This window comes from Anaerostipes rhamnosivorans (assembly GCF_005280655.1).
Classification (GTDB): domain Bacteria; phylum Bacillota; class Clostridia; order Lachnospirales; family Lachnospiraceae; genus Anaerostipes; species Anaerostipes rhamnosivorans.
Genome location: NZ_CP040058.1, coordinates 1,097,421 through 1,118,358 on the forward strand (window position 1 = coordinate 1,097,421; position 20,938 = coordinate 1,118,358).

Below are 20,938 nucleotides of genomic sequence, written 5' to 3' on the forward strand. Positions count from 1 at the left end.
AGGTGCTTATGATTTATTTAGACAGTGCGGCCACCAGTTATTATCGCCCTGATTCTGTGGCTCTTGCAGTGGCAGATGCCGTGCGGCACATGGGAAACAGTTCCAGAGGGATCCATGACGCCGCTCTGGACGCTTCCAGAACCATATATCAGGTAAGGGAGAAGCTGGGGGAAATGTTCGGCTGTGGCCCCTCTCAGATTGCCTTTGCCTCCAATGTGACGGAGAGCCTCAATACAGCCCTCTGCGGCCTGCTTCGTCCAGGGGACCACGTGGTGACAACAGTCCTTGAACACAACAGCGTTCTGAGGCCTTTGTACCGGCTGGAACAGCAGGGAGTGGAACTTTCCATAGCAGGTTGTGATACGCTTGGGACTGTCTGCCCGGAAGATATACAGGCTCTGTTTCGACCAAATACCAGAGCGGTCGTCTGCACACATGCATCGAATCTTACAGGCAATCTTATGGATATCCGCAGGATCGGAAAAGCGGCCCACGAGCGGGGCATTCTGATGATCGTAGATGGCGCGCAGACAGCTGGGATCTTTCCTGTGGATCTTAGGAAGGACCATGTTGATGTCTTTTGCTTTACAGGCCATAAAAGCCTGCTGGGTCCCCAGGGCACCGGAGGCATGGCAGTGCGGCAGGGACTTTTGATCGAGCCTTTAAAGGTTGGAGGGAGCGGTATCAAAACCTTTGAGAAAGAACAGCCGGAGCAGATGCCGGAGGTTTTAGAAGCCGGGACTTTAAACGGCCACGGAATCGCAGGCCTTGGCGCGGGAATCGATTATATCAGCAGTAAGGGAATGGACAAACTTAAGGAGAAAGAACTCTGCTTGGCAGAGATGTTCTATGAGAGGGTCATTCAAATTCCAGAAGTAAAGGTATACGGAAGTTTTACAACGAAGCAGAGAGCGCCCATCGTCAGCCTGAATATAAAGGAACTTCCCTCAGGGGAAGTGAGCAGCATTCTGATGGAGGAGTATGATATCTGTACCCGGTCAGGCGGGCACTGTGCCCCTTTGATGCATAAAGCTTTTGGGACCGAAGTACAGGGAATGGTGCGTTTCAGTTTTTCCAGCTTTAATACGGAAGAGCAGACAGAGCAGGTGGTGAAGGCCGTAAAAGAAATTGCAGAAGAAAGATGAAGGTGATGATGTATGCTGGCTGTGATCTTGGCACCGTTTTATTTATTGCTGAACTATTATTTATATAAAAGAGGTCTTCATTGGCTCACGGTATATGTTAGTATGTTTCATTCCAGGAAACCCCGCATCCTATATACGGTCTTATACTGGGGCACGGCAACATCCCTTCTGACGGCATTTTTGCTGCCTCAGTCCCAACTGCAGAGGATTTTTAAAGTTGTCAGCAACTATTGGATTGGGATGTTTTTCTGCGCTGTCTCACTGACAGCCGCTGCAGATATGATCGGATGGATCCTGAACAGAAGGAGGCAGAAAAGGAAACGAGGGATATCCTTTTGGGCAGGTGTATTTATTTTGGCAGCCGTCCTGTGCTTTACTGTCTATGGCAGTGTCCATGCCAGACATGTTGATACCACCAGTTACCAGGTGACAGTGGACAAAGCCTGTCCAGGCAGGGATCAGTTGAAGATCGTTTTGATCGCGGACCTGCATCTGGGCTATAACAGTGGACTTTCGCAGGTGCGCAGGGTTGTGGAAAAGACAAATGAGGGAAAACCGGATTTAGTCTGCATTGCCGGAGATATTTTTGACAATGAATACCGGGCTGTAAAGAATCCGGATCAGATAGAGAAGGAACTTGCCAAAATAAAAAGTACCTACGGTACATATGCATGCTGGGGCAACCATGATCTCAATGAAAAGATCCTGGGCGGATTTACATTCGGCACAAAGAAGCACAGCTCAGATGACAGACAGATGAGAGCGTTCTTAACACGTTCCAAGATCAAAGTCTTGGATGACAAAACAGTTCTGGTAGGGCAGAGTTTTTATCTTGCAGGAAGAAAAGACCCATCTAAGGCGAAAAAAATGGGAGTTGAAAGGAAGAATCCAGGAGTTCTTCTGGCAGATTGTGATTTGAGCAAACTGGTGATCGTTATGGACCATGAACCAAAAGAGCTTAAGGAGCTGTCAGAAGAGGGAGCGGATCTGGACTTATCCGGCCATACCCATGACGGCCAGATCTTTCCGGGAAATGTGCTTACATCCCTCATGTGGGAGAATTCCTGTGGATATAAGAAAATAGGGGCTATGAGTTCTGTGGTCACATCCGGTGCGGGGGTCTGGGGACCGCCTATGCGGGTGGGAACCAAGTCAGAGATCTGTGAGATCACGGTCCGCTTCACCGGGAAATAACCCCTGGCGGAGTGCAGGACCCCAGACACTGACCAGGCGATTAAGAGACCAGGCTGCGTTGGCCGGGCTTGTGGAAGGAAGTTTTACTGCCTCTCTGTTCAGGGACGGCTCCAGATATTTATGAAACAGTTTGTGTGAGGTCCCGCCATTGGTATAGATGGTGCGCACCGGTGCCAGGGCCAGCAGATTGCTCAGATCGTTGGGAGTCACATTGCGGATGGAACTGTCGCTGGAGCCCTGGATATCGCAGGATGCGATCACATCCCACACGGCGATATGGTTGGACAGCAGAAAGATTGTCTTTTCTTCCACTGTTCCAGGGACAGGCTGTCCAAGGCAGGCGGCCAGCACCTTCCAGAACCGGTTCTGGGGATGATGGTAAAAGAAGTGTCCCTCCCTGGACTTTACAGAAGGGAAACTGCCCAGGATCAGGATTTTGGATTCGTGGTTAAAGACAGGTTTGATTTCATGAATCATATGTTCCATATGAAAACTCCTTTGCATATTTTTCTTAGATTTATGTTAAGGGATTTCTTTCTCAGATGCAAGAAAAGAAATTCTTGCCATTCTAAAATAGCTGTGTTAATATCTTAACGTATGTATATGCTACATGCACTCTGGAGAGTCTCAAAGGAAGAGCGCCGAAGGTGTACGACAGCATCGCTGTTTATCTCTCAGGCAAAAGGACAGAGAATACGTGCTTACTCTTTCTTAGGTCAAACTTTCGGTTTGGCTTTTTTTATTCCATAGGAAAGTGTGCCCTATGAAATAAAAAACGCTCCGCGAGGATCGTTATAGGCACTGCTTTTGAAATGTACTATAATATAAAAACCTCGGAGAAATCACATATTTTATAGAAGAATACAGGAAACGAAAGAGGAGAAAAAATCATGTTATCACAACTAAACAATTTTATCATTTGGCTTGACGATGTGGTGTGGGGAATCCCGCTGATCGTACTGATCTTAGCCGTAGGAATCTATCTGACAGTCCGGCTGGGGCTCCTGCAGATCAGGCATTTGCCAAAGGCATTAAAATATATGGTGAAAAATGAAGACGGAGGATCCGGAGAAGTGACCAGTTTCGGGGCGCTCTGCACAGCGCTCTCAGCCACCATCGGAACCGGAAACATTGTCGGAGTAGCAACAGCGCTCTGTGCCGGAGGACCAGGTGCCTTATTCTGGATGATCCTGGCTGCGTTTTTCGGTATGGCCACCAAATATGCCGAGGGACTTCTGGCCATTAAATACCGGACCATCGATGAAAAAGGCCATGTGCTGGGAGGACCTTTTTATTACATAGAAAATGGAATGGGCCGAAAATGGCGGCCTTTGGCAAAGATCTTTGCATTTTTTGGTGCAGGGGTTGGTTTGTTTGGAATCGGTACATTTACACAGGTGAACGGTATCTCCGGGGCGGTAAAAAACTTCTTTGATCCGAACAATGCCCATATGATCCGCCTGTTTGGTAAGGATTATTCTTATATGGTGCTGGTTGCCAGCGTGATCATCACGATCTGTGTGGCGGCGGTTGTCCTTGGCGGTATTAAAAGAATCGCGGCGGTTTCCCAGGTCGTAGTGCCATTTATGGCAGTGGCCTATGTCTTGGCTGCCCTTAGCATCATTATCTTTAATATACAGGCAGTGCCGGCAGCTATCGTGCTTGTTGTAAAAAGCGCATTTGGAGTCAAAGCAGTGGCCGGGGGAGCATTGGGAACCATGCTGGCAGCCATGCAGTCCGGTATTGCCCGTGGTATTTTTTCCAATGAGGCAGGCCTTGGAAGTGCCCCCATCGCGGCAGCGGCAGCCCAGACAAAAGAACCGGTGCGTCAGGGCCTTGTTTCCATGACAGGTACGTTTATTGACACTATCGTGATCTGTACGATGACAGGACTCAGTATCGTCATTTCAGGGACATGGAATGTTGGCCTTGAGGGAGTTGAGGTGACAACAAAAGCATTCCAGATGGGAATGCCGTTTCCGCCGGTCGTGCCGTCCTTCATTTTAATGCTCTGTCTTGTATTCTTTGCATTTACGACCATCCTTGGATGGAACTATTATGGTGAGCGGTGCCTGGAATACCTCACTAACGGTAAGATGAAGATCGTAATGGGGTACCGTTACCTGTATATCTTAGCTGTCTTCATCGGTCCTTTTATGACCGTGGAAGCGGTATGGAAGATCGCGGATATTTTTAACGCGCTGATGGCTCTTCCAAACCTGATCGCATTGGCGGCCTTAAGCCCAGTGGTTATAGCAGAGACAAAAGCATACTTTGCCAAGTTAAAATTTGAACAAGAAAACAGCGGTGTGGACACAAACTGTGAACAGACAGCTGAATAGAACAAATGTAAAACGCCTCCGGTCTCCGGGGGTGTTTTGTGTTATATGGCCTGCAACGCGGTTATTGAGAAACTGGTACTATTAAAAATATAAAAACTGGATATTTTGACAATGCCAATAAACTGTATAATGAATTACAATATCAGTCTGATACGTGAACTTTTAGGGAAACAACTTTGGAGGAAAGCAGCAATGAAAAATGAACGTTACCAGTTAAATAGACAGTTGGCGCAGATGTTAAAGGGTGGAGTCATCATGGATGTGACCACTCCGGAACAGGCAAAGATTGCGGAAGAGGCCGGTGCATGCGCTGTCATGGCATTGGAACGGATACCGGCAGATATCCGTGCCGCAGGCGGTGTATCCAGAATGAGTGATCCGGAGATGATCCGGGGGATCCAGCAGACAGTGTCGATTCCAGTGATGGCAAAGGTCAGGATTGGACATTTTGCAGAAGCTCAGATTCTGGAAGCCATAGAGATCGACTATATTGATGAGAGTGAGGTGCTCTCACCTGCCGATGACGTATATCATATTGATAAGACAAAGTTTCATGTTCCATTTGTATGCGGAGCAAAGGATCTATCAGAGGCCCTTAGAAGGATCAATGAAGGGGCATCTATGATACGGACCAAAGGGGAGCCTGGAACCGGAGATATCGTTCAGGCTGTGCGCCATATGAGAAGGATGAACCGGGATATTAGAAGAATCGTATCTATGTCTGAGGACGAATTGTTTGATGAGGCAAAGAAGCTTAGTGTGCCGCATGAACTAGTCCTGAAGGTACACAAAGACGGAAGGCTTCCTGTGGTTAACTTTGCAGCGGGCGGTGTGGCAACCCCGGCGGACGCCGCCCTGATGATGCAGCTGGGAGCAGAAGGAGTTTTTGTGGGTTCCGGTATCTTTAAATCAGGAGATCCTAAGAAGCGGGCACAGTCCATTGTAAAGGCTGTGACAAACTTTCAAGATCCCACCATACTGGCTGAACTGTCTTCCGGCCTTGGGCCAGCCATGGTCGGCGTCAACGAGGATGAGATCCAGCTTCTAATGGCGGAAAGAGGCAGATAATGAGAATCGGAGTACTGGCCTTACAGGGTGCGTTTATAGAACACCGGAAAAAGATAGAGGCTCTAGGCGCAGAGAGTTTTGAGATCCGCTCCGGGAAAGACTTAGACAGACAGCTGGATGGGATCATACTGCCGGGAGGGGAGAGCACAGTCATGGGAAAGCTTCTTTTAGAGCTTAATATGACAAAAACGCTGATCCATATGATCTCAGAAGGAATACCTGTATTCGGTACCTGTGCCGGATTGATCCTCATGGCGCAAAACATCGTGGGGGAAGAGAGAACTCATCTTGGAACAATGGACATCACCGCCAGGAGAAATGCCTATGGCCGCCAGCTTGGAAGTTTCTGCGCAAGTGGATGCTTTGGAGATGAGACAGAAATCCCTATGACATTCATCCGTGCGCCATATATTCAGGAGACTGGCAAAGAGGTAGACATTCTGTCCTCTGTAGACGGACGTATTGTCGCCGCCAGACAGAAGAATCAGCTTGTGACAGCCTTTCACCCTGAACTGGATGATGACAACAGGGTGTATCGGTATTTCCTTGATATGGCAGAGAGATCCTAAAAGTCGACAAACCATCTCCGCTGAATTATAATACTCTTATCGAGCATTCAAAAAAGGAGAAGGAAATGAAAACTTTGATATTGGCATCCGGATCTCCGAGGCGGAGAGAAATATGGCAGCAGGTCGGCCTGGAGTTTTCTGTGGTCCCCAGCAGCAAGGAGGAAGTGATTACAAGGCAGGATCCGAGAGAAGCCGTGATGGAACTGGCACTTATGAAAGCGGAAGACATTGCAGGGCAGACAGAAAGAGGCAGTCTGGTTGTAGGCGCAGATACGGTAGTAGTCAAGGACGGAAAGATCCTGGGCAAACCGGAGAACGAGGAGGATGCGGCCCGTATGCTCCGGCTGCTGAGCGGCGGAAGGCATCAGATATGTACAGGGGTTGCCTGTATCTTAGACGGGCAGAAAAAGGTATTCTGCGAAGAGACCTCTGTAGAATTTTATGATCTCTCAGAGGAGGAGATCAAAGAGTATATAGACACAGGGGAACCGATGGACAAAGCCGGTGGCTATGGGATCCAGGGAAGGGCAGCAGGCTTTATCCGGGGCATCGAAGGAGATTATTATAATGTGATGGGATTTCCGATTGCAAGATTTCTTCATTTGTTAAAAAAATGGAACAGATAGCATGGCAGCCAAACAAAAAAGTTTGGCTGCCAATTTTTTTGATGTTTTAGGTTAAATATGGTATTCTTATATTATATTTTTACAGGAACTGATGATAAATCAAATAGGGGGAGTAGTATGAAAAAAATAGCGGTTTATTTCCTTGCCTGCCTGATGGCAGTGTCACTGCTGACAGGATGCGGGACAAAAAAAGAGGAGGCAAAGACAGTAGAACTGGATAAGGACAATCCGACGGTCATCTCTGTCTGGCATTATTACAACGGAGCCCAGCAGGAAGCGTTTGAGAAACTGGTGGGACAATTCAACAATAAGGAAGGTAAGGAACAAGGGATCTATGTAGAGACCTATGCCCAGGGAAATGTCTACGACCTGGAGAAAACGGTACTTAATTCAGCCAATAAAAAAGCCGGCGCAAGTGAAATGCCGAATATTTTTGCGGCTTACGCGGATACCGCATATCAGGTAAACAAACTTGGCCTTGTGGCAGATCTGAATGAATACCTGACAAAGTCCGAGATCAGTGAATATGTAGATAACTATATTGAAGAAGGAGAACTCTCCAAAAAGGGTGAATTAAAGATCTTTCCTGTAGCCAAAGCCACAGAGGTTCTTGCGGTAAACCAGACAGACTGGGATAAGTTTGCCAAGGCGACTGGTGCCAAGACTTCTGATCTGAGTACAATAGAAGGTCTCGTGAAAACAGCTGAGAAGTATTACAAGTGGACAGATAAGGCAACCAAGAAGCCAAATGACGGAAAAGCATTTTATGGAAGAGATGCTATGGCAAACTACTTCTTTGTGGGTGCCAAGCAGCAGGGTGTGGATCTTTTGAAGATCGAAGACGGCAAGTGTACCGTAAATTTTGATAAAAAGGTCGTGAGAAAACTTTGGGATAATTATTATGTCCCTTATATCAAAGGTTATTTTACTGCCAGCGGCAGATACAGAAGCGATGACATGAAGATGGGCAATCTGATCGCTTTTACCGGATCCAGCTCAGGAGCTGCGTATTATCCGAAAGCCGTTACGGTCAATGATGAAAAAAATTATAAGATCCAGGTGAAATCCTACGAAGTTCCAAAGTTTGCGGACGGCGAGGATTATGCAGTGCAGCAGGGTGCAGGAATGGTTGTAACCAAATCCTCAGACAAAGAAGTATATGCATCTGTCCAGTTTTTAAAATGGTTTACTGAATCCAAACGTAACTTTGAGTTTGCCAAATCCTCCAGTTATCTGCCGGTGAAAAAAGAAGCAAATAAAGAAAAGACTGTGGAAAATGCAATGAAGGATGAAAAAAATGAAGACATCAAAGACACAGTCAAGACGGCGGTTAACACGGTCAATAACAACAAGATGTATACGCCAAAGGCAGCAAAGAACGGCAGCCAGATCAGAAATATTTTAGAATATTGTCTGTCAGATAAAGCAGGTCAGGACAGGAAAGCGGTAGAAAAGGCCATTGAGGGCGGCATGTCTTATGATGCAGCGGTAGGAAAATACAATACGGACAAAAATTTTGATCAGTGGTATGAAAAAACATTAAAGGAACTAAAAGCATTGGAAGGCTAACGGGGTTTAGATTCAGGGTATGAGACGGTTAAGACAAAATTCAATTTTGAAAAGAATATTGGTACCCCTGCTGCTATTGGTCATTCTTCAGGTAGCGGTCCTTACAGGGCTTTTGTTTGGGGGCGGAGTGATGAAGCGGCTGAATCAAAATTCTGTAGATATCATTAATGAACGCGTTATCAACCGGAAAAACTACATTGAGGATGAGATGCTCAAGCGTTGGTCTAACTTGGATTCTGCCCTGAATGCCATCAATGAGTCAGCGGAGAAGATGAAAAAACAGGACCCGGAAGGGTTCCGAAAGATTCAAAGCAACAGTTCTGTATATACCAAACTGTTGGATGGAAGCACAGAAGAACTGATTTCACTGATGCGTCAGAATATGGTGACCGGTGCTTTTGTTGTGCTGAATACGGATGACCTGTCAAAAGATCAAAAGGAAGGCAAGTACCGTAACAAACCGGGGATCTGCATCAGGGATTACGACCCTGTTGCATCTCCTTCTGCAAACAACACGGATCTTCTGGCTGAGCGGATGCCCTCAGAGCTGGTGAAAAAATGGAAGATCGGTATGGATACCGGATGGAATTCAGGATTTGGATTCGGGGATTCTAATACTCCCTACTATTCCTTTTTGTATGAGCCTTATATGGCAGCTGTAGAGAATCCGGATCTTAAGACAACTGATTTGGGTTATTGGAGTCCTACCTATACACTGAAGGACAACACCTCGGAGGTAATCTCCTATTCTGTGCCTCTTAGACTGGATGACGGTACTGTTTACGGGGTATTGGGCGTAGAATTGTCCACGGACTATCTTAAGAAGCTGATTTCTTTTAACGAACTCAGTGAAAATAAGACCAGCGCATATATCCTTGGAGTGCAGGACGGCGGGGAAGGAAAACCGTTTCAGAATGCAATGGTCAGCGGCCCTGCGTACAATATGTATATGAAGCAGAGTAAAGAAATGCAGCTTACGGCATCCGAAGATTATAACAATGCTTATACGATCAGCGGCGAAGACTCTGACATCCTTTGCAGCAATATTCATTACTTGAAGCTCTATAATACAAATACCCCATTTGTGGAACACAAATGGGCGTTGATCGGTGTGGTTCCCACAGATGAGCTGTTTGCTTTTTCCAATAAGTTCAGCAAAACTCTTGTGATTGTGGTAGCGGCATTGTTTACTGCCAGCGCGATTGGTGTGCTGGTCATCAGCATCCTGATCACACGGCCGGTGATCAGTCTGGCTTCCGATGTAAAAAACAGCGACCCCAACCGGCCGATTGTTCTCAGTAAAACAGGGATCAAAGAACTGGATGAGCTGGGAGCCTCTTTTGAAAAGCTGAGCTCGGATGTATTTGAATCCGCCAGAAAGTTTGCGCAGATTCTTCGGATGGCCAGCATCAAGATTGGCGGTTTTGAAATCGACCAGAAGGAAAACCGATTCTTTATGACAGATGATTTTTTCAGGGTTTTCCACTGCAATAAAACGTGGGATCATATGTCGGTGGAAGAATTCTCAAAAAAAATGCATCAGTTTGCACCGTATATCAGCAAGCGGAATGACCAGTACCACATTTATATATTTGAGATACCGACAGAAAAAGATCCTGTATGGGTGCGCTTAAGCGTTCAGTATGGGGGAGATAAGATCGTCGGACTGGCAGAGGATATCACGAAGGAAACTCTGGAACTGAAAAAAATGGAGTATGAAAGAGATTATGATCTTCTGACCAACATTCTGAACCGAAGGGCATTTAACTCAAGGCTTGACCAGCTGTTTCAACAGGGAGAGAGTGTCCTCAAAAAGGCTGCTTTGATGATGATCGATCTGGACAATCTGAAATTTCTCAACGACACTTATGGCCATGATTTTGGAGACAAGTATATCCAAAAGACAGCTGTGGGCCTTAAGAATTATACGCCGGAGAATGCTGTGGTCGCCAGAATGTCAGGAGATGAGTTTTTTGTATTTTTCTACGGATATGATACAAAGGATGAAATACGTGGAGAGATAAAGCGCTGCTGGTCTAAAATGGACGCAGAATATCTGGTGCTTCCCAACAAGCAGAAGTTTCGTCTGAGGATGTCCGGCGGTATCGCATGGTATCCGGATAATACGATGGATTATACAATGCTTATTAAGTATGCGGATTTTGCTATGTATAAGGTAAAGAAGAGAGGAAAAGGAAGATACGGTGAGTTTGACAGTGAAAGCTATTATGAAGATGCATATCTGCTTCAGAATAAAGAAGAGCTGAATCATCTCATAGAAGAAGAACTAATCGAGTACTATTTCCAGCCGATCATTGACGTGGCAACAGGAGAGACATTTGCATATGAAGCATTGATGCGGTCCAGGCTGGATTCTATTCCAACTGTTTATGAGATCCTTTCTCTGGCAAAGCAGGAATCCAAGCTATATGAGATCGAACGGCTCACATGGTTTAAATCTATGGAGTCCTTTGTGGATCTGATACAGAGCAGAGCAGTCAAAAAAGGGACTAGGATCTTTATCAATTCTATTCCGAATCAAGATCTGGACGACAAGGATGTGGAGTGGTTTGAATTCCATTATGGAGAATATTTGAATTTAATCGTACAGGAGATTACGGAAGAGGAGCGCGGAAACCGTGAGATGCAGGCCAAGAAGGAAGAACGGATGCGCAGATGGGGAGGAAGTATCGCCATTGATGATTATGGCAGCGGATATAACAGTGAGCATTTACTGCTGAGCGTATCGGCACAGTTTCTGAAGATCGACATGAAGATTATCCGGGATATTCATAAGGACCATAATAAGCAGCAGATCGTAAAGAATATTATTTATTATGCCCATGAAAGACAGATCAAGATCATCGCAGAAGGCGTGGAAACTTACGAGGAGATGCAGACGGTGGTCAAGCTGGGAGCAGACTATATCCAGGGATACTACTTTGCTAAACCGAGCCTGCTGGTGCAGGGGATTGATGAACAGAAAAAGAGAAAACTTCTGGAACTGCACAATGAAAAACAAAATGGGCAGGCCCACATTATCTTCCCATTCCCTCACTCATAAGGTGGTTGACAATCTTGATCGTCAAATGATTCCCTTTGATATAAAAAACCTTCGGCTCCGGCTTTTGATCAGCCGTTGCCGAAGGTTTTTTCGTAGCACAGGAAATAGGCTCAGGCCTTACTCCTCTTCGTCATCCTCTTCTTCCAGGATGGCATCAAATGCTGCGGAAACCATCTCATATTCCTCATCGTCCTCGATGTTATCCAGCTGGACTTCATCATCCGGCAGTTCTTCATAACGGTAAAGGAGAAGCTCGCTCTCTTCTTCATCGTTTTCAAGGTCTTTTACAGGAACCAGGGCGATATAATCTTGTTCTTCAATACCGAAGATACAAATCACAGCGCAGTCGAGCTGGACCCCATCCTCCATTTCCAGATGGATGATTGGATTTTCTTCCTCAAATACGTCAGCTTCTACGTTGATTTCATCACTCATTAGACTACCTCTTTTCTTAGAATTTTACTGGTAATTGACAGAAATTCTACTAATTTTATTTGCATTTTTGAGCTGTTCTTAATATACTAAATAATAAGGGAAAAAGCAAGGGGACATAAAGATTGTTATAGGTTTGACAAGTGTTTTCCTGTGTGATACGATACCATCGAATATTGGCGCGGAGGCTATTTATAATGGAAGAATACAGATACTTATTGGATATAGCGGTGATACTGGCATTGACGAAGTCTTTCAGCCTGTTCTCGCGGAAAGTGAACATGCCTCCGGTGGTCGGAGCACTGATCGCAGGCATTATCCTCGGGCCGGTGGTGTTGAATGTGATCGAACCCTCTGATACGATCCTGAGCCTGGCAGAGATTGGGGTCATTGTCCTGATGTTTCAGGCGGGGCTGGAAACGGACATCAGGGAGTTAAAGCGCAGCGGGAAAGCCGCCATGGTGATCGCTCTGTGCGGAGTGGTCGTGCCTTTGGCAGTGGGAGCCGTCATCTCTTACATGTTTGAGAAGAACCTGATGGAAAACATCTTTGTGGGTGTGATCCTTACAGCTACATCTGTGAGCATCACAGTGGAAACACTTCAAGATATGGGAAAGCTCAAGGGCCGGGTAGGAACCGCTATCCTTGGTGCGGCGATCATTGATGACATCCTAGGGATTATCCTGCTCTCGGTGATGACAAGCATCGGGCGGGCCGGAACTGTGGAGGTCACAGGAGTTTTGATGATCATAGGAAAAATGGCGCTGTTTTTTGTACTTTCAGGGGCAGGCGGTTTTTTTGTGTACAAGTTTTTCCGCAGAATGTCTATGATGAAGGTCAACAACGAGCAGGTGCACAGGAGAAGGGTGCCGGTGCTGGCGTTGGCATTTTGTCTTTTTTTAGCGTTTTTGGCAGAATTGTTCGGGATTGCTGATATCACAGGTGCGTACCTGGCTGGGATCATTCTGTGCAGGATACCAGAAACCTACTATATCCACCGGAAGGTGGAATGTATATCCTATATGCTGATCACACCGATCTTTTTTGCAAGCATCGGACTGAAGGTGGAAGTCGCCGGCATGACCCAGACTTTGATTATTTTTACAGTGCTGATCAGTATTGCCGCTGTATTGACGAAGATCATCGGTTGCGGTGTCGGAGCAAAACTTTGTAGATATTCCTACAAGGAGTCACTGAAGATCGGAGCCGGCATGGTCTGCCGGGGAGAGGTGGCCCTGATCGTTGCACAGAAAGGAATCCACGTGGGACTGCTCAGTGAGGACCTATTTGCTCCGATCGTTATTATGGTGCTGGTCACAACACTTTTGGCCCCGATCCTTTTGAAGCTATTTTTCTCAGATTGGTTTAACAGATTAAGCTACAGGACAGGAAAGAGATAACAGCATGATTGAGACAGTGGTATCAGTAAAGCTTCCAGTGCGGGAGACACTGAAAATTAAGAAGAATTCCCTGCATCCGGATGAGATGACGGGAAAGGAAAAGAGGATCTGCCTTGTCTCCGGCCTATATGGTGACGAGCTGGGCGGACAGTATATCTGCGGAGAGATCATCAAAAGAATCAAGGAAGACTACGATTCCCTCTCAGGAATCGTGGATGTTTATCCTTCGGTCAATCCGCTGGGGCTGGATGCCAGGAGCCGAAGCATCCCTATCACCCAGGAGGATTACAGCACTGTATTTCCAGGAGACCTGACGGGGGAACTTGGAGAGTATACGGCGGCTAAGCTGCTTAAAGACATGGAGGACTCTGACTGTGTCATCGACATACATTCCAGCAATATTTTTCTGCAGGAGATTCCCCAGGTGAGATTAAACGGTGACGCGGATCAGCGGCTGCTCAGCCTGGCTGGATATATGAACACAGACCTGATCTGGATCCATCCTTCGACAACGGTGAACGAAGGAAGTCTTGCGTATGCACTGAACAAGCGGGGAGTACCGTGTATGGTCACCGAATCAGGGGCTGCGTTTAGGATTAAATACGACTTTTGCAGACAGATCATAGAGGGTGTTTTTGCCACTATGAAAGTCTTGGGTATCTGGCAGGGAGAGACGGCAGAGCCAAAACAGGCACAGATTGTTCACGATGACGGGATCCATTATCTGAACTGTGAGACAAACGGACTGTTTGTGACCCACAAAAAAGTGAAAGACCGTGTGAGACAGGGGGAGGTCATCGGCAGCATCACCAGTCCCATTCTAGGTGCTGTGGAGGAAGAGATCATTGCGCCGGTGGACGGCATCCTGATGACGGTCAGAGAACACCCCGGGGTGACGGAAGGATCCCTGATCGCAAGAGTTGTGGGAGGTGCCTGGGTATGATCAAAGAGACGTTGTATTCCACAGATTCTTATCTGAGGGAAGAATTTAAGGTAGAAGGATTCCGCTTTGGGAACACCGGAGAAGATGCAGACCCGGCAGCCTGTATTATCGGATCCATGAGGGGGAACGAATTCCAGCAGTTGTTTATCTGCTCTCTGTTGGTCAAAAGACTGAAGGAACTGGAGACATCCGGAGCCATCGTCGGGGACCACGAGATCCTTGTAATCCCGTCCCTGAATAATTCCTCCATGAATGTAGGGATGAGGTATTGGGTTTCCGACAACAGTGATATCAACAGGGAATTCCCGGGGAATCCCCAGGGAGAACCTACCAGCCGTCTGGCTGCCAATATATTTGAGAAGGTAAAGGGATACCGCTACGGGATTCAGTTCCCTTCTTTTTACCGGAAAGGGGATTTTATACCCCATGTCAGGATGCAGCCTACCGGAAAGGAGAGTGCAAGCCTGGCGAATTTATTCGGACTGCCCTATGTGATCACGAGCAAATCCAGGAGTTTTGATGTCAAGACATTAAACTACAACTGGCAGATCAATGGGACAGATGCATTTTCAGTTTATTCCGGGGATACAGGGCACATCAATGAACTGACTGCAAAGCAGGCAGTATCCGCTGTTCTGAGGTTCCTGACAAGAATGGGAATTTTAAAATATAATTGCCATAATGGATATATTGCTAGTATTATAGAAGAAGAGGACATGGCGGAGGTAAAGACGAAAGCATCCGGCTTTTTCAGACGCCTTGTCAATGTTGGTGAAGAAGTGCACAAAGAACAGCTCCTGGGAGAGATATTGGACCCTTATGAGGGGGATATCATCTCTGAGGTGCATTCCAACGTGGACGGAATCGTTTTTTACGCGAAGAAGGATCCAATGATCTTGGAGAACGCTTCCGCGTTTCAAATCATAAAGAAGCTGCACGAATAGAGGAGGACCATATGGGACAAGTAAAGAGAGTTTATGTGGAAAAGAAACACGACTATGCGATCAAAGCAAAGGAACTGCTGGAGGAAGTAAGGCAGTATCTGGGTCTGGATGTGGAAAAGATCCGTGTTCTGATCCGCTACGATGTGGAAAATGTTTCTGAGGAAAGCTATCAAAAGGCGCTGGGCACAGTGTTCAGTGAGCCTCCTGTGGACGAGATTTACGAGGATGCGTTTCCTATGGAAGAAGGGGAAATGGCATTTGGCGTGGAATTCCTCCCAGGGCAGTTTGACCAGAGAGCGGATTCTGCCCAGCAGTGTCTGAAGCTGCTCAACGAAAGCGAAGAACCGATCATCCGGAGTGCGACTACATATGTGGTAAAAGGAGAGATCACTGAGGATGAATTAAAGCAGATCAAGGAATACTGCATTAACCCTGTGGATTCCAGAGAGTCTTCGAATGAAAAACCGGATACCCTTGTGATGGAATTTGAAGAGCCGGAGGATGTTAAGACCGTAGAGGGGTTCAGGGAAATGGAAGAGACGCCGTTCAAAGAACTGTATGATTCGTTGAACCTGGCTATGACCTTTAAAGATTTTCTCCATATCCAAAAGTACTTTAAAGAGGAAGAGCAGAGAGATCCGTCTATGACAGAGATCCGTGTGCTGGATACCTACTGGTCCGATCACTGTCGCCATACGACCTTTTCCACAGAGCTTAAGAACATTAAGTTTCAGGAAGGATTCTACCGTGCTCCTTTGGAGGCTACCTACGAGCAGTACATGCTGGACCACAAGAGTATTTTCCAGGGTAGAAAGGACAAGTTTGTATGTCTGATGGATCTGGCCCTGATGGCCATGCGCCGCCTGAAAAGAGAAGGTGCTTTAAATGACATGGAGGAGAGTGAAGAGATCAATGCGTGCAGCATTGTGGTTCCTGTGTCTATTGACGGCAAAGAGGAGGAATGGCTCGTAAGCTTTAAGAATGAGACACACAACCATCCGACAGAGATTGAGCCTTTCGGTGGTGCGGCTACCTGTCTTGGCGGAGCGATCCGGGATCCTCTTTCAGGGCGTTCCTATGTATATCAGGCTATGCGTGTGACCGGAGCAAGCGATCCTACAGTTCCTTTGAAGGACACCTTAAAGGGAAAACTTCCTCAGAGAAAGATTGTGACCGGAGCAGCTCACGGATACAGCTCTTACGGAAACCAGATTGGACTGGCGACCGGATTTGTGGATGAAATCTATCATCCGGATTATGTGGCAAAACGGATGGAGATCGGTGCTGTCATGGGTGCGGCGCCGAGAAAGAATGTAGTCAGGGAAAGTTCAGATCCGGGAGACATCATTGTACTTCTGGGTGGAAGAACTGGCCGTGACGGATGCGGAGGAGCCACTGGATCTTCCAAGGTCCATACAGAAGAATCCATTGAAACCTGTGGTGCTGAGGTGCAGAAGGGTAATCCCCCTACAGAGAGAAAGATCCAGAGACTGTTCCGCAGGGAAGAAGTCAGTACTCTGATCAAAAAATGCAACGACTTCGGCGCGGGCGGTGTCTCTGTCGCCATTGGAGAGCTTGCGGACGGCCTTAAGATTGATCTTGATAAGGTGCCGAAAAAGTATGCCGGACTTGATGGGACAGAGCTTGCGATTTCTGAATCCCAGGAACGTATGGCCGTGGTTCTTGATCCGAAGGATGTAGATGCATTCCTTTCTTATGCAGAGGAAGAAAATTTGGAAGCTGTGGCCGTGGCCGTTGTGACAGAAGAACCTAGACTGGTGCTTTCATGGAGAGATAAAGAGATTGTGAACCTGTCCCGCGCATTCCTGGATACCAACGGAGCACATCAGGAAAATGATGTCTATGTGGAAATCCCTCACCGTGTCAGCAGTTACTTTGACCAGGAGATTCCAAAGACCTTTACTGAGGCATGCATGAATACACTCAAGGATTTGAATGTCTGCTCTAAGAAAGGCTTGGTAGAGATGTTTGACAGCACCATCGGTGCGGGAAGTGTCACTCTGCCTTATGGAGGAAAGTATCAGATGACTCCGGTCCAGACTATGGTAGCTAAGCTTCCGGTTCTTGAGGGCAAGACGGATACGGTGACCATGATGAGTTATGGTTTTGACCCATACTTATCCAAATGGAGCCCATTCCACGGAGCAGTCTATGCGATCACACACTCCATTGCTAAGATCGTGGCTGCCGGCGGTGATTACAAGAAGATCCGTCTGACATTCCAGGAATACTTCAAGCGCCTGGGAGAAGATCCGGAGCGTTGGGGACAGCCGTTTGCAGCTCTGCTGGGAGCATACCATGCGCAGATCGGATTCGGTCTGGCATCCATCGGAGGAAAGGACAGCATGTCCGGTACCTTCAATGACATTGATGTACCTCCGACACTTGTGTCTTTTGCTGTGGACGTGGCGGACGGAAACCATGTGATCACTCCGGAACTGAAACGCGCAGGAAACCGCCTTGTACGTATCTGTATTCCAAGGGATGTTTATCATCTGCCGATTTACAGAGAGGCGAAAAAGGTATACAAACGTATCCACAAACTCATTGAGGAAGGTGCCATCAAATCCTGCTATGCTATTGGATACGGCGGAACTATCGAGGCTGTAGCTAAGATGGCGTTTGGAAACGGTCTTGGCGTCATCTTTGACCAGGAAGTTGAGTTGAAGGACCTGGTAGAAAATCATTATGGATCTTTCGTAGTGGAGATGGATACAAGGGATATCAGAAAACTTGCCATTCCGAGCCTTCTCTTGGGAGAGATCACAACAACTCCGGAACTGGTGCTTGGAAACGAAGTGGTTCCTCTCAGAGAGGCTGTGGATGCATGGACCAAACCCCTGGAAGAAGTATTCCCGACCCGCTCTGAGGGCAGCCAGGATGCGGTGGATACAAGAAATTATACAAAGGGCAAGGCATACTTTGCTAAGAATAAGGTGGCAAAACCAAAAGTATTTATTCCGGTATTCCCAGGTACAAACTGTGAATACGATTCTGCCAGAGCTTTTGAAGAGGCAGGGGCAGAAGTTATCACAAAGGTATTTAAGAATCTGGATGCCCAGGGAATCCGTGATTCCGTTGATGAATTTGAAAAGGCCATCAAAGAATCACAGATGATCATGTTCCCGGGAGGATTCAGTGCAGGTGATGAGCCGGAAGGATCTGCCAAGTTCTTTGCCACCGCATTCAGAAATGAAAGGCTCAAAGAGGCTGTGATGGACTTACTGACAAACCGGGACGGTCTTGCACTGGGTATCTGCAACGGATTCCAGGCATTGATCAAGCTTGGACTGGTGCCTGAAGGAAAGATCGTAGAGCAGTCAGAGCAGTCACCGACTCTTACAATGAACCGTATCGGACGCCATATTTCAAAGATTGCATATACAAAAGTGACCTCCAACCTGTCTCCATGGTTCCATGAAGTCAACGCAGGAGATGTCTTCAGCATTCCTGTCTCTCATGGAGAGGGACGTTTTGTAGCTAATGATGATGTGATCAAGAAACTATTTGAAAACGGACAGGTGGCTACCCAGTATGTTGACTTAAATGGAGATCCGACCATGAACGAAGACTTTAATCCAAACGGATCTTATTATGCCATCGAGGGCATCACAAGTCCGGATGGAAGAGTATTAGGAAAGATGGGTCATTCAGAACGTATGGGACGTTTTGTTTCCAATAACATCGCCGGAAATAAGAACCAAAAGATCTTCCTTTCAGGAGTAAATTATTTTAAATAATCAGATCCCGGTATCATAATAAGAACCCCGCAGAATACACTGCGGGGTTCTTATATTTAATGAAAAGAGAGGATTAAAAATATATATGAAAAACGATTGCCTCAGGGACATGCTGTGTTTCATGTCTTATGAGGTATGTTTTTAGTATAGCAGGATTACCGTAGGAAACAATGGATAGAAAATAAACAATTCTAAATGAAATATAAACAAATCTTACAGAATTCTTGTGTTTCTGGAGAAAAAGTAAAGGTTGATGTAAATGAAATGATAATATGTTGATTAAAATTAGGATTATCTATTGAAAATATCACCAAGATATACTAATATATAATCATTATGTAACCAACGACTTTCTCATGAAAGGAGTCTTCTTTATGTCAGACGCAAAAGGAAAACTGTTTGAAACTAGTGAAAAATTCCCGCAGACCGAATACTGGAACGATTCTTGTGCGGTAAAAGAACTGGAGTATGCCATCGACCGTGGAGCAACCGGGGCTACCACCAATCCTGTGATCGTAGGAAATGTATTAAATCAGGAGATGAATCTCTGGGAAGATACTCTTATAAAGTGGATCGATGAAATGCCGGACGCAACAGAGGAGGAGGTTGCATGGCGCCTGATCGAACAGATGGCAGTGCGCGGAGCCAAACTTCTTAATCCGGTCTATGAAAAGACAAATCATAAAAAAGGAAAAATCTCCATCCAGACCAACGCAAAATTATACAGAAATGCAGACGCAATGGCAGAACAAGCAATCGGATTCGGGGACCTGGCACCGAATATCATGGTTAAAATGCCGACTTCTGCAGCGGGAATCAAGGCATTTGAGGAAGCTACCTTCGCAGGTATCAGTATCAACGCTACCGTATCTTTCACTGTGGCACAGGCCATAGCAGTGGCAGAGGCAGTAGAGCGCGGATTGAAACGGAGAGAAGAAGCGGGACTTTCTAACGAGAATATAACACCGGTGTGCACCATCATGGTGGGACGCACGGATGACTGGGTAAAAGAAGCAGTGAAACGGGACAATCTGTGCCTGGATCCGTGCGCATTAGAGTATGCGGGAGTTGCAGCATTCAAGAATGCATATAAAATCTATCAGGAACGCGGATATAAGACAAGACTTTTGGCCGCTGCATACAGGAATTATTTCCACTGGTCAGAGTTTATCGGTGGTGACGTGGTGCTCACCATCACCCAGCCTTGGCAGGAGAAGATCAACGGAAGCGACGTGGAAGTAAAAGAGCGTATGGACCGCCCGGTTCCGGAAAAATATCTAAATGAACTGAAGAAGATCCCTGATTTTATTATGGCATATGAGGAAGACGGCCTGAAACCAGAAGAATTTGTACACTACGGAGCCTTTGTAAAGACCATTAACCAGTTCCTGGGAGGGTATGAAAGCCTTCTCGGAGTGATCAGAAAACTGATGGTTGGAGAACCAATTAGAAAATAAAATACATAGACGGCAAAACAGCAGGTATTCTATGGATCATACCTGCTGTTTTACTGTTTCATTGGTTCATTAGATGTTTCATCGTTCTGCATGTGTACCTCACATTCTCTTCTTATGCGTTATATAGTAATGACCGCCGTTCATTGCTGTGATTCCGGCGTTGATGACATCACAGTTATCAATTAAATATTTTTTCACTTTCTCCTTCAAGGACAGTTTTGCTGTATTGGCTGGAGAAGTGCTTGCTGCACTCATCTGTACTGCTTTCGTATTTGTCATATCGGTTCCTCCTTTCTTTTAAAATGGATGTTTTTCTTTTACGGTTCCTATGATATCATTGTATACAAGGATTGATTAGATGATTTTTTGACCAGTTTTTAGGGCAATATTGACATGGAGGCTGGATGATAGGAAAGGAAAACGC

Annotated in this window: 16 protein-coding genes and 1 riboswitch; of the genes, 13 read left to right on the top strand and 3 right to left on the bottom strand. The window is 46.3% G+C overall.

All coding sequences use genetic code 11. The annotated features are described in order from the left end of the window. Positions 1 to 8: 8 nt before the first annotated feature. Entirely contained in the window at positions 9 to 1,145 is a 1,137-nt protein-coding gene (locus AR1Y2_RS05390; protein ID WP_137328054.1) for an aminotransferase class V-fold PLP-dependent enzyme, read from the top strand. A 12-nt stretch (positions 1,146 to 1,157) separates the two neighbouring features. Beyond that, positions 1,158 to 2,339 carry a metallophosphoesterase gene (locus AR1Y2_RS05395; protein ID WP_137328055.1) on the top strand — a complete coding sequence of 394 codons (1,182 nt, stop codon included), beginning with the start codon at positions 1,158 to 1,160 and terminating at the stop codon, positions 2,337 to 2,339. On the opposite strand, the gene AR1Y2_RS05400 is transcribed toward AR1Y2_RS05395, so the two are convergent. After that, positions 2,298 to 2,825: a DNA-deoxyinosine glycosylase gene (locus AR1Y2_RS05400; protein WP_137328056.1), complete on the bottom strand. Its 528-nt coding sequence runs from the start codon at positions 2,823 to 2,825 to the stop codon at positions 2,298 to 2,300. The two genes, AR1Y2_RS05395 and AR1Y2_RS05400, sit on opposite strands and share 42 nt — an antisense overlap. A gap of 121 nt (positions 2,826 to 2,946) precedes the next feature. Further along, positions 2,947 to 3,039: riboswitch (glycine riboswitch) on the top strand. Between the two features lie 190 nt (positions 3,040 to 3,229). Here AR1Y2_RS05400 and AR1Y2_RS05405 point away from each other — a divergent pair. The 6 genes from AR1Y2_RS05405 to AR1Y2_RS05430 all read left to right on the top strand — a co-directional run bounded on the left by AR1Y2_RS05405 (position 3,230) and on the right by AR1Y2_RS05430 (position 11,577). Next, the gene (locus AR1Y2_RS05405) at positions 3,230 to 4,681 is read left to right on the top strand and encodes an alanine/glycine:cation symporter family protein (RefSeq protein ID WP_137328057.1); all 1,452 of its coding nucleotides are present in this window, start codon (positions 3,230 to 3,232) and stop codon (positions 4,679 to 4,681) included. Between the two features lie 192 nt (positions 4,682 to 4,873). After that, entirely contained in the window at positions 4,874 to 5,749 is an 876-nt protein-coding gene (gene pdxS / locus AR1Y2_RS05410; RefSeq protein ID WP_137328058.1) for a pyridoxal 5'-phosphate synthase lyase subunit PdxS, read from the top strand. Then, the gene (gene pdxT / locus AR1Y2_RS05415) at positions 5,749 to 6,318 is read left to right on the top strand and encodes a pyridoxal 5'-phosphate synthase glutaminase subunit PdxT (RefSeq protein ID WP_137328059.1); all 570 of its coding nucleotides are present in this window, start codon (positions 5,749 to 5,751) and stop codon (positions 6,316 to 6,318) included. The genes pdxS and pdxT overlap by 1 nt, the downstream gene beginning before the upstream one ends. A 65-nt stretch (positions 6,319 to 6,383) precedes the next feature. Continuing rightward, positions 6,384 to 6,944: a Maf family protein gene (locus AR1Y2_RS05420; protein WP_137328060.1), complete on the top strand. Its 561-nt coding sequence runs from the start codon at positions 6,384 to 6,386 to the stop codon at positions 6,942 to 6,944. 117 nt (positions 6,945 to 7,061) lie between these two features. Further along, entirely contained in the window at positions 7,062 to 8,513 is a 1,452-nt protein-coding gene (locus AR1Y2_RS05425) for an extracellular solute-binding protein (protein ID WP_175403590.1), read from the top strand. A 46-nt stretch (positions 8,514 to 8,559) separates the two neighbouring features. Then, positions 8,560 to 11,577, top strand: coding sequence for an EAL domain-containing protein (locus tag AR1Y2_RS05430; RefSeq protein ID WP_243118864.1), 3,018 nt, complete (start codon positions 8,560 to 8,562; stop codon positions 11,575 to 11,577). Positions 11,578 to 11,694: 117 nt separating this feature from the next. Here the strand turns inward: AR1Y2_RS05430 and AR1Y2_RS05435 are convergent, their stop codons facing one another. Then, on the bottom strand, positions 11,695 to 12,012 hold the full coding sequence (locus tag AR1Y2_RS05435) for a DUF1292 domain-containing protein (RefSeq protein WP_137328062.1): 318 nt from the start codon (positions 12,010 to 12,012) through the stop codon (positions 11,695 to 11,697). 194 nt (positions 12,013 to 12,206) lie between these two features. Between AR1Y2_RS05435 and AR1Y2_RS05440 the strand changes: the two genes are divergently transcribed. The 5 genes from AR1Y2_RS05440 (at position 12,207) to AR1Y2_RS05460 (ending at position 20,514) form a co-directional block, all read left to right on the top strand. Further along, positions 12,207 to 13,409, top strand: a complete 1,203-nt coding sequence (locus AR1Y2_RS05440) for a cation:proton antiporter (RefSeq protein ID WP_137328063.1) — start codon at positions 12,207 to 12,209, stop codon at positions 13,407 to 13,409. A gap of 4 nt (positions 13,410 to 13,413) precedes the next feature. Next, a complete protein-coding gene (locus AR1Y2_RS05445) occupies positions 13,414 to 14,352 on the top strand; it encodes a M14 family metallopeptidase (RefSeq protein ID WP_137328064.1) in 939 nt (312 codons plus the stop codon). Beyond that, positions 14,349 to 15,296 carry a M14 family metallopeptidase gene (locus AR1Y2_RS05450; protein WP_137328065.1) on the top strand — a complete coding sequence of 316 codons (948 nt, stop codon included), beginning with the start codon at positions 14,349 to 14,351 and terminating at the stop codon, positions 15,294 to 15,296. Before AR1Y2_RS05445 ends, AR1Y2_RS05450 begins: the two co-directional genes overlap by 4 nt. 11 nt (positions 15,297 to 15,307) lie before the next feature. Further along, positions 15,308 to 19,057 carry a phosphoribosylformylglycinamidine synthase gene (locus AR1Y2_RS05455; protein ID WP_137328066.1) on the top strand — a complete coding sequence of 1,250 codons (3,750 nt, stop codon included), beginning with the start codon at positions 15,308 to 15,310 and terminating at the stop codon, positions 19,055 to 19,057. Between the two features lie 374 nt (positions 19,058 to 19,431). Further along, complete coding sequence (locus AR1Y2_RS05460) at positions 19,432 to 20,514, top strand: transaldolase family protein (RefSeq protein WP_243118865.1); 1,083 nt, start codon at positions 19,432 to 19,434, stop codon at positions 20,512 to 20,514. 99 nt (positions 20,515 to 20,613) lie between these two features. Here the strand turns inward: AR1Y2_RS05460 and AR1Y2_RS05465 are convergent, their stop codons facing one another. Further along, positions 20,614 to 20,793: a hypothetical protein gene (locus AR1Y2_RS05465; RefSeq protein WP_137328068.1), complete on the bottom strand. Its 180-nt coding sequence runs from the start codon at positions 20,791 to 20,793 to the stop codon at positions 20,614 to 20,616. Positions 20,794 to 20,938 lie beyond the last annotated feature (145 nt).

Bases quoted from the DNA above. Each gene is read 5' to 3' on its own strand.
- pdxS (WP_137328058.1), top strand. From the start codon at position 4,874: ATGAAAAATGAACGTTACCAGTTAAATAGACAGTTGGCGCAGATGTTA.
- AR1Y2_RS05435 (WP_137328062.1), bottom strand. From the start codon at position 12,012: ATGAGTGATGAAATCAACGTAGAAGCTGACGTATTTGAGGAAGAAAAT.
- AR1Y2_RS05395 (WP_137328055.1), top strand. From the start codon at position 1,158: ATGCTGGCTGTGATCTTGGCACCGTTTTATTTATTGCTGAACTATTAT.
- AR1Y2_RS05460 (WP_243118865.1), top strand. From the start codon at position 19,432: ATGTCAGACGCAAAAGGAAAACTGTTTGAAACTAGTGAAAAATTCCCG.
- AR1Y2_RS05425 (WP_175403590.1), top strand. From the start codon at position 7,062: ATGAAAAAAATAGCGGTTTATTTCCTTGCCTGCCTGATGGCAGTGTCA.
- AR1Y2_RS05445 (WP_137328064.1), top strand. From the start codon at position 13,414: ATGATTGAGACAGTGGTATCAGTAAAGCTTCCAGTGCGGGAGACACTG.
- AR1Y2_RS05420 (WP_137328060.1), top strand. From the start codon at position 6,384: ATGAAAACTTTGATATTGGCATCCGGATCTCCGAGGCGGAGAGAAATA.
- AR1Y2_RS05440 (WP_137328063.1), top strand. From the start codon at position 12,207: ATGGAAGAATACAGATACTTATTGGATATAGCGGTGATACTGGCATTG.
- AR1Y2_RS05390 (WP_137328054.1), top strand. From the start codon at position 9: ATGATTTATTTAGACAGTGCGGCCACCAGTTATTATCGCCCTGATTCT.
- AR1Y2_RS05400 (WP_137328056.1), bottom strand. From the start codon at position 2,825: ATGGAACATATGATTCATGAAATCAAACCTGTCTTTAACCACGAATCC.
- AR1Y2_RS05450 (WP_137328065.1), top strand. From the start codon at position 14,349: ATGATCAAAGAGACGTTGTATTCCACAGATTCTTATCTGAGGGAAGAA.
- pdxT (WP_137328059.1), top strand. From the start codon at position 5,749: ATGAGAATCGGAGTACTGGCCTTACAGGGTGCGTTTATAGAACACCGG.
- AR1Y2_RS05405 (WP_137328057.1), top strand. From the start codon at position 3,230: ATGTTATCACAACTAAACAATTTTATCATTTGGCTTGACGATGTGGTG.
- AR1Y2_RS05455 (WP_137328066.1), top strand. From the start codon at position 15,308: ATGGGACAAGTAAAGAGAGTTTATGTGGAAAAGAAACACGACTATGCG.
- AR1Y2_RS05465 (WP_137328068.1), bottom strand. From the start codon at position 20,793: ATGACAAATACGAAAGCAGTACAGATGAGTGCAGCAAGCACTTCTCCA.